Origin of the sequence: Pseudochrobactrum albidum (assembly GCF_051851455.1) — a bacterium.
In the GTDB taxonomy this organism is placed as follows: domain Bacteria; phylum Pseudomonadota; class Alphaproteobacteria; order Rhizobiales; family Rhizobiaceae; genus Pseudochrobactrum.
This window is the reverse complement of record NZ_JBPVTR010000021.1, coordinates 311,906-318,595: the sequence shown is the minus strand read 5'-3', so window position 1 is coordinate 318,595 and position 6,690 is coordinate 311,906. Positions and strand designations below refer to the sequence as shown.

15 protein-coding genes are annotated in these 6,690 nt (G+C 53.0%); all 15 read left to right on the top strand.

The annotated features are described in order from the left end of the window. Nucleotides 1-140, top strand: a 140-nt coding sequence (locus ACSTTO_RS07295; RefSeq protein WP_500690824.1) for an EF-Tu C-terminal domain-related protein, incomplete at its 5' end; no start/stop codon positions are given. 73 nt (nt 141-213) lie between these two features. After that, nucleotides 214-522, top strand: coding sequence for a 30S ribosomal protein S10 (rpsJ, locus tag ACSTTO_RS07290; RefSeq protein WP_002964363.1), 309 nt, complete (start codon nt 214-216; stop codon nt 520-522). Nucleotides 523-548: 26 nt separating this feature from the next. After that, a complete protein-coding gene (gene rplC / locus ACSTTO_RS07285; RefSeq protein WP_439272485.1) occupies nt 549-1,277 on the top strand; it encodes a 50S ribosomal protein L3 in 729 nt (242 codons plus the stop codon). Next, a complete protein-coding gene (gene rplD, locus ACSTTO_RS07280) occupies nt 1,277-1,897 on the top strand; it encodes a 50S ribosomal protein L4 (RefSeq protein ID WP_439272484.1) in 621 nt (206 codons plus the stop codon). Before rplC ends, rplD begins: the two co-directional genes overlap by 1 nt. Beyond that, entirely contained in the window at nt 1,894-2,187 is a 294-nt protein-coding gene (locus tag ACSTTO_RS07275) for a 50S ribosomal protein L23 (protein ID WP_022710940.1), read from the top strand. The genes rplD and ACSTTO_RS07275 overlap by 4 nt, the downstream gene beginning before the upstream one ends. A 20-nt stretch (nt 2,188-2,207) precedes the next feature. Beyond that, complete coding sequence (gene rplB / locus ACSTTO_RS07270; RefSeq protein ID WP_439272483.1) at nt 2,208-3,041, top strand: 50S ribosomal protein L2; 834 nt, start codon at nt 2,208-2,210, stop codon at nt 3,039-3,041. Nucleotides 3,042-3,056: 15 nt separating this feature from the next. Next, on the top strand, nt 3,057-3,335 hold the full coding sequence (gene rpsS, locus ACSTTO_RS07265) for a 30S ribosomal protein S19 (protein WP_439272482.1): 279 nt from the start codon (nt 3,057-3,059) through the stop codon (nt 3,333-3,335). A gap of 2 nt (nt 3,336-3,337) precedes the next feature. Further along, nucleotides 3,338-3,727 (top strand): 50S ribosomal protein L22, encoded by a 390-nt coding sequence (gene rplV / locus ACSTTO_RS07260; protein WP_439272481.1) that lies wholly within the window; start codon nt 3,338-3,340, stop codon nt 3,725-3,727. Then, on the top strand, nt 3,727-4,437 hold the full coding sequence (rpsC, locus tag ACSTTO_RS07255; RefSeq protein WP_439272480.1) for a 30S ribosomal protein S3: 711 nt from the start codon (nt 3,727-3,729) through the stop codon (nt 4,435-4,437). Before rplV ends, rpsC begins: the two co-directional genes overlap by 1 nt. 39 nt (nt 4,438-4,476) lie before the next feature. Further along, nucleotides 4,477-4,890, top strand: coding sequence for a 50S ribosomal protein L16 (rplP, locus tag ACSTTO_RS07250; RefSeq protein WP_439272479.1), 414 nt, complete (start codon nt 4,477-4,479; stop codon nt 4,888-4,890). An 11-nt stretch (nt 4,891-4,901) separates the two neighbouring features. Continuing rightward, nucleotides 4,902-5,102, top strand: coding sequence for a 50S ribosomal protein L29 (rpmC, locus tag ACSTTO_RS07245; protein ID WP_439272478.1), 201 nt, complete (start codon nt 4,902-4,904; stop codon nt 5,100-5,102). A 12-nt stretch (nt 5,103-5,114) separates the two neighbouring features. Then, a complete protein-coding gene (gene rpsQ, locus ACSTTO_RS07240) occupies nt 5,115-5,345 on the top strand; it encodes a 30S ribosomal protein S17 (RefSeq protein ID WP_439272477.1) in 231 nt (76 codons plus the stop codon). A gap of 79 nt (nt 5,346-5,424) precedes the next feature. After that, nucleotides 5,425-5,793, top strand: a complete 369-nt coding sequence (rplN, locus tag ACSTTO_RS07235; RefSeq protein ID WP_022710948.1) for a 50S ribosomal protein L14 — start codon at nt 5,425-5,427, stop codon at nt 5,791-5,793. Nucleotides 5,794-5,806: 13 nt separating this feature from the next. Beyond that, nucleotides 5,807-6,118: a 50S ribosomal protein L24 gene (gene rplX, locus ACSTTO_RS07230; protein ID WP_439272476.1), complete on the top strand. Its 312-nt coding sequence runs from the start codon at nt 5,807-5,809 to the stop codon at nt 6,116-6,118. Beyond that, nucleotides 6,111-6,668, top strand: a complete 558-nt coding sequence (gene rplE, locus ACSTTO_RS07225; protein ID WP_439272475.1) for a 50S ribosomal protein L5 — start codon at nt 6,111-6,113, stop codon at nt 6,666-6,668. The genes rplX and rplE overlap by 8 nt, the downstream gene beginning before the upstream one ends. Nucleotides 6,669-6,690: the final 22 nt, after the last annotated feature.

The window sequence follows — 6,690 nt, the reverse complement described above, 5'->3', positions numbered from 1 at the left end:
AAATGGTTATGCCTGGTGACAACGTAACTGTTGATGTTGCGCTGATCGTGCCGATCGCCATGGAAGAAAAGCTGCGTTTCGCGATCCGTGAAGGTGGCCGCACCGTTGGTGCCGGTATCGTCGCTTCGATCATCGAATAATAGATTTGTGCAGGGGCGTCCGGCAACGGGTTTATCCCGCTCCGGACGTCCCGCGTAACAAGGAACAGATCAAATGAACGGTCAAAACATCCGCATTCGCCTTAAGGCGTTTGATCATCGGATCCTTGACGCTTCGACGCGGGAAATCGTGTCGACTGCCAAGCGTACCGGTGCCAATGTGCGCGGACCGATCCCTCTGCCAACACGGATCGAAAAGTTCACAGTTAACCGGTCGCCGCACATCGATAAGAAGAGCCGCGAGCAGTTCGAGATGCGCACGCACAAGCGTCTTCTCGATATCGTTGACCCAACCCCGCAGACTGTAGATGCGCTGATGAAGCTGGATCTGTCGGCTGGTGTTGATGTCGAGATCAAGCTGTAAGGCTTGAGGACGGAAGGAACGAACCGATGCGTTCAGGTGTTATTGCACAGAAGCTGGGCATGACCCGCGTTTATACAGACGCCGGAGAACATGTGCCGGTGACAGTCCTCCGCATGGAGAACTGCCACGTGGTAGCTCAGCGTACAGTAGAAAAGAACGGCTATACAGCCGTACAGCTTGGCGTTGGATTGGCCAAGGTGAAAAACACGACCAAGGCTCTGCGCGGCCATTTCGCGAAGGCTTCGGTCGAACCAAAGGCGAAAGTAGCTGAATTCCGCGTTTCCGAAGAAAATCTTCTGGAAGTCGGCGCAGAAATTACAGCTGATCATTTCGTAGCTGGTCAGAAAGTTGACGTTACAGGTACAACAATCGGTAAAGGTTTTGCCGGTGTTATGAAGCGTCATAATTTCGGCGGTGGCCGTGCAACCCATGGTAACTCGATTTCGCATCGTTCCCATGGTTCGACAGGTCAGCGTCAGGATCCGGGTAAAGTATTCAAGGGCAAGAAAATGGCCGGTCACATGGGGCAGACCCGTGTTACCACGCAGAATATCGAAGTCGTTTCGACCGATACTGACCGCGGCCTGATCCTTGTTCGCGGTGCTGTTCCTGGTTCCAAGGGTGCATGGATCTATGTGCGTGATGCGGTAAAGGTGTCGCTGCCGGAAAATGCTCCTAAGCCAGCTGGCTTGCGCCAAGCTAAGGTAGAAGCTGCTGTGGTTGCAGAAGCTGCAGCGACTGAGGGAGCCGAATAATGGATCTCACAATTACTACACTTGAAGGCAAGGATGCCGGCAAAGTGCAGCTTTCCGAAGAAATCTTCGGTCTGGAGCCGCGCGATGACATCCTTCAGCGTGTTGTCCTCTGGCAGCTCGCACGCCGTCAGCAGGGTACGCATCAGAGCCTGACCCGTGGTGAAGTTGCACGTACAGGTGCAAAAATGTACAAGCAGAAAGGTACCGGCCGTGCCCGTCACCATTCCGCTCGTGCACCACAGTTCCGTGGCGGTGGTAAGGCTCATGGCCCTGTATCACGCAGCCATGCGCATGATCTTCCGAAGAAGGTTCGCGCTCTTGCCCTGCGTCACGCCCTTTCGGCCAAGGTTAAAGCCTCTGATCTGATCATTGTTGATGATCTGGCAGCAGCAGAAGCCAAAACCAAACTTCTGGTAAACCAGTTTGCCAAGCTTGGTCTTGAAAATGCACTGTTGATCGGTGGTTCGGAAATCGACGCCAACTTCAAACTGGCTGCATCCAATATTCCTAATATTGATGTATTGCCGGTACAGGGCATCAACGTTTACGACATTCTTCGCCGTGGCAAGCTCGTCCTTTCCAAGGCGGCTGTCGAAGCCCTCGAGGAGCGTTTCAAATGACAGATCTTCGTCATTATGATGTGATCGTTAGCCCGGTCATTACCGAAAAGTCGACTATGGTTTCCGAATTTAACCAGATCGTCTTTAACGTAGCCCGCAAGGCCACGAAACCAGAGATCAAAGCTGCAGTTGAAGCGCTTTTCGGCGTGAAAGTTACAGCTGTGAACACCACTGTGCGCAAAGGCAAGGTGAAGCGGTTCCGCGGCATTGTCGGGCGCCAGAGCGATGTCAAAAAAGCGATCGTAACTTTGGCTGAAGGCCAGAGCATCGACGTTTCGACTGGTCTCTGAGAGGCCGTGGAGTAAAGACAATGGCACTCAAGCACTATAATCCGATCACTCCTGGCCAGCGTCAGCTGGTCATTGTGGATCGCTCGGAGCTCTTCAAGGGCAAGCCGGTCAAGGCATTGACCGAAGGTCTGTCCAAGAAGGGCGGTCGTAACAATACCGGTCGTATCACTGTTCGTTTTCAGGGTGGCGGTCACAAGCGTACGTATCGCTTTATTGATTTTAAGCGTACGAAACACGATGTGCCTGCAACTGTTGAACGTCTTGAATATGACCCGAACCGCACCGCATTCATCGCGCTTATTCGTTATGAAGACGGTGAGCTGAGCTATATTCTGGCTCCGCAGCGCCTTGCAGTCGGCGATAAGGTTATTTCCGGCGCACAGGTTGACGTGAAGCCTGGCAATGCGATGCCGCTCAGCGCAATGCCTGTCGGCACCATTATCCACAATGTGGAAATGAAGCCGGGCAAGGGTGGTCAGATCGCCCGCTCCGCCGGTACTTATGCGCAGCTCGTAGGCCGCGATCAGGGTATGGCAATTCTGCGCCTGAATTCCGGTGAACAGCGTCTGGTTCATTCGGGCTGTCTGGCAACTGTTGGCGCCGTATCCAACCCGGATCACGGTAACACCAATGATGGTAAGGCCGGTCGCTCGGTATGGCGCGGCAAGCGTCCTCATGTACGCGGCGTTGCCATGAACCCGGTTGATCACCCGCATGGTGGTGGTGAAGGCCGTACATCGGGTGGCCGTCATCCTGTTACTCCGTGGGGCAAGCCTACGAAGGGCAAGAAGACACGCTCGAACAAGGCGACGGACAAGTTCATCATGCGTTCGCGTCATCAGCGTAAGAAGTAAGAGAGGTAGTCTAAAGTGGCTCGTTCAGTTTGGAAAGGACCGTTTGTTGACGGCTATCTTCTCAAGAAAGCTGAGAAGGTACGCTCCGGCGGTCGTAATGAGGTTATCAAGATCTGGAGCCGCCGCTCCACGATCCTGCCGCAATTCGTGGGCCTGACCTTCGGCGTATACAACGGTAATAAACATATACCGGTGTCCGTATCCGAAGAAATGGTCGGACATAAGTTCGGTGAATTCGCTCCAACCCGTACCTATTACGGTCACGGTGCGGACAAGAAAGCGAAGAGGAAGTAACTATGGGCAAGGCCAAGGCTCCGCGCCAGCTTAAGGATAACGAGGCGAAAGCCGTCGCCCGCACGATTCGTGTCAGCCCGCAGAAGCTGAATCTTGTTGCGAGCATGATTCGCGGCAAGAAAGTGAATGCGGCTCTCGCTGATCTGTCATTCTCGCGCAAGCGGATTGCGGAAACTGTGAAGAAGACGCTTGAATCGGCAATCGCCAACGCAGAAAACAATCACGACCTCGATGTTGATGCTTTGATCGTCGCGGAAGCTTCTGTTGGCAAATCAATCGTCATGAAGCGTTTTCATGTGCGTGGCCGCGGTAAGGCGAGCCGGATTGAGCGTCCGTTCTCTCACCTGACCATCGTCGTCCGCGAAGTCGCCGAAAAAGGGGAGGCCGCATAATGGGCCAGAAGATTAATCCGGTCGGTCTTCGTCTGGGCATCAACCGTACCTGGGATTCGCGTTGGTATGCGAATACCGGTGAATATGGTAAACTGCTTCATGAAGATCTGAAGATTCGCAAATACCTGACTGAAGAACTCAAGCAGGCTGCGATCTCCAAAATCGTGATTGAACGTCCGCACAAAAAATGCCGCGTGACCATTCACTCGGCTCGTCCGGGCATCATCATTGGTAAAAAGGGTGCAGATATCGAAAAGCTTCGCAAGAAGCTGTCTGATATGACCAACTCCGAAACCGTGCTGAATATTGTTGAAGTACGTAAGCCGGAAGTTGATGCCACTCTTATTGCCCAGTCGATCACTCAGCAGCTGGAACGCCGTGTGGCATTCCGTCGCGCTATGAAGCGTGCTGTTCAGTCTGCCATGCGCCTTGGCGCAGAAGGTATCCGTATCAATTGCTCGGGTCGCCTTGGCGGTGCAGAAATTGCACGTATGGAATGGTACCGTGAAGGTCGCGTTCCGCTTCATACTCTGCGTGCTGATATCGACTATGGTACAGCTGAAGCACAGACCGCTTACGGTATCTGCGGCGTGAAGGTTTGGGTATTCAAGGGTGAAATCCTTGAGCATGACCCAATGGCTTCCGAACGTCGCGCCACTGAGAGCGACGCTCAGGGTTCACAGTCGAACCGCCGCCGCGAAAACGCTTGATTTCAAGCGTTTTCGGTTAGAATATTGGAGTAGAGAACAATGTTGCAGCCTAAGCGCACAAAGTTCCGTAAGCAGTTCAAGGGCCGTATTCACGGTGCTTCCAAGGGCGGTACGGATCTCAATTTTGGTGCTTTCGGCCTGAAGGCTCTTGAACCTGAACGCGTTACCGCTCGTCAGATCGAGGCCGCTCGCCGCGCCATCACCCGTCACATGAAGCGTGCCGGTCGCGTATGGATCCGTATCTTCCCGGATCTGCCAGTGACGTCCAAGCCTACCGAAGTCCGTATGGGTAAGGGTAAGGGTTCTGTTGATTATTGGGCAGTACGTGTAGCACCGGGTCGTGTTATGTTTGAGCTTGACGGCGTACCCGAAGATGTGGCACGTGAAGCGCTCCGCCTCGGAGCTGCGAAGCTGCCGATCAAGACGCGTTTTGTTGCACGCATCGCCGAATAAGAGAGACAGCTATGAAAGCCGCAGACATCCGGGCTAAAAGCCTAGACCAGCTGACAGAAGAGTTGGGTGGATTGAAGAAAGAGCAGTTTAACCTGCGCTTTCAGAAGGCCACCGGTCAGCTTGAAAAAACCGCACGTGTGAAACAGGTTCGCCGCGATATCGCACGTATTAAGACTATTGCCCGCCAGAAGGCGGCCGAAAGCAAGGCATAAGGAACAAGTATCATGCCTAAACGCATTCTGCAGGGCGTTGTCGTCAGCGACAAGAACGACAAGACTGTCGTTGTTAAGGTGGAGCGCCGTTTTGCGCATCCGCTGCTTCAGAAGATTGTTCGTCAGTCCAAGAAGTATAAAGCGCATGACGAGAACAACCAGTTCAAGGTCGGTGATCAGGTTTCCATTCAGGAATCTGCTCCGATTTCGAAAGACAAACGTTGGGTAGTTCTTTCGAACTAACTAACGGGCTAACATGAAACACGCAGCTTAGGTAGGGCAGGAGCCCTTAACCAGCTGAGAGAGAAGAAGGCGGCCAGTCATGATTCAGATGCAAACAAACCTCGACGTGGCGGATAATTCCGGCGCACGTCGTGTCATGTGCATCAAGGTGCTGGGCGGCTCGAAACGGAAATACGCTTCCGTTGGTGACATCATTGTGGTGTCCATCAAGGAAGCGATTCCTCGTGGCCGCGTTAAAAAAGGTGACGTAATGAAGGCGGTTGTTGTTCGTACAGCCAAGGACATTCGTCGCCCGGACGGCAGTGTTATCCGCTTTGATAACAATGCCGCTGTTTTGATTGATAACAAGAAAGAGCCTATCGGCACACGTATCTTCGGACCGGTTCCGCGTGAACTTCGCGCTAAGAGCCACATGAAGATCATCTCGCTGGCTCCGGAAGTTCTGTAAGGGAAGTTCGACGATGCAAAAGATTCGCAAAGGCGACCGCGTTGTTGTGCTTGCCGGTAAGGACAAGGGTCGTACCGGTGAAGTGATCAAGGTTTTGCCGAAAGAAGATCAGGCTTTCGTAAGCGGTATTAATATTGTTAAGCGCCATCAGCGCCAGACACAGACACAGGAAGCCGGCATTATTTCCAAGGAAGCCGCAATCCATCTGTCAAACCTGGCCATTGCTGATCCGAAAGACGGCAAGCCAACCCGCGTTGGTTTTGTTGTAAAGGACGGCAAGAAGGTGCGCGTAGCAAAACGTTCCGGAGAGCAGATCGATGGCTGAAGCAAAAAGCGAACCACGCTTCAAGACGCTTTATAAGGATAAAATCCGTAAAGCTTTGCTTGAAGAGTTCAAATACAGCAACGAAATGCAGATTCCGCGCATTTCAAAGGTTGTAATCAATATGGGTGTTGGCGAAGCCACTGCTGACTCCAAAAAGCCTGCACGTGCCGCTGAAGATCTGGCTCTTATTGCCGGTCAGAAGGCTGTTGTCACCCGTGCACGCAATTCGATCGCTACATTTAAGCTCCGTGAAGGCATGCCGATCGGTGCGAAAGTGACCCTGCGGTCAGATCGTATGTATGAATTTCTGGATCGCCTGATCACGATTGCGTTGCCACGCGTTCGCGACTTCCGCGGTCTGAATCCTAAGAGCTTTGATGGTCGCGGCAATTTTGCCATGGGTATCAAAGAGCACATCGTGTTCCCGGAAATCAACTATGATAAAGTTGATCAGATCTGGGGCATGGACATCATCGTTTGCACGACTGCACAGACGGATGATGAAGCCCGCGCATTGCTGCGTGCCTTCAACTTCCCGTTCCGCCAGTAACGGCAAGCGTAGCGAGGTAATC

Bases quoted from the DNA above. Each gene is read 5' to 3' on its own strand.
- rpsJ (WP_002964363.1), top strand. From the start codon at position 214: ATGAACGGTCAAAACATCCGCATTCGCCTTAAGGCGTTTGATCATCGG.
- rplV (WP_439272481.1), top strand. From the start codon at position 3,338: ATGGGCAAGGCCAAGGCTCCGCGCCAGCTTAAGGATAACGAGGCGAAA.
- rplD (WP_439272484.1), top strand. From the start codon at position 1,277: ATGGATCTCACAATTACTACACTTGAAGGCAAGGATGCCGGCAAAGTG.
- rpsC (WP_439272480.1), top strand. From the start codon at position 3,727: ATGGGCCAGAAGATTAATCCGGTCGGTCTTCGTCTGGGCATCAACCGT.
- rplC (WP_439272485.1), top strand. From the start codon at position 549: ATGCGTTCAGGTGTTATTGCACAGAAGCTGGGCATGACCCGCGTTTAT.
- rplN (WP_022710948.1), top strand. From the start codon at position 5,425: ATGATTCAGATGCAAACAAACCTCGACGTGGCGGATAATTCCGGCGCA.
- rplX (WP_439272476.1), top strand. From the start codon at position 5,807: ATGCAAAAGATTCGCAAAGGCGACCGCGTTGTTGTGCTTGCCGGTAAG.
- rplB (WP_439272483.1), top strand. From the start codon at position 2,208: ATGGCACTCAAGCACTATAATCCGATCACTCCTGGCCAGCGTCAGCTG.
- rpsQ (WP_439272477.1), top strand. From the start codon at position 5,115: ATGCCTAAACGCATTCTGCAGGGCGTTGTCGTCAGCGACAAGAACGAC.
- rplE (WP_439272475.1), top strand. From the start codon at position 6,111: ATGGCTGAAGCAAAAAGCGAACCACGCTTCAAGACGCTTTATAAGGAT.
- rplP (WP_439272479.1), top strand. From the start codon at position 4,477: ATGTTGCAGCCTAAGCGCACAAAGTTCCGTAAGCAGTTCAAGGGCCGT.
- rpmC (WP_439272478.1), top strand. From the start codon at position 4,902: ATGAAAGCCGCAGACATCCGGGCTAAAAGCCTAGACCAGCTGACAGAA.
- ACSTTO_RS07275 (WP_022710940.1), top strand. From the start codon at position 1,894: ATGACAGATCTTCGTCATTATGATGTGATCGTTAGCCCGGTCATTACC.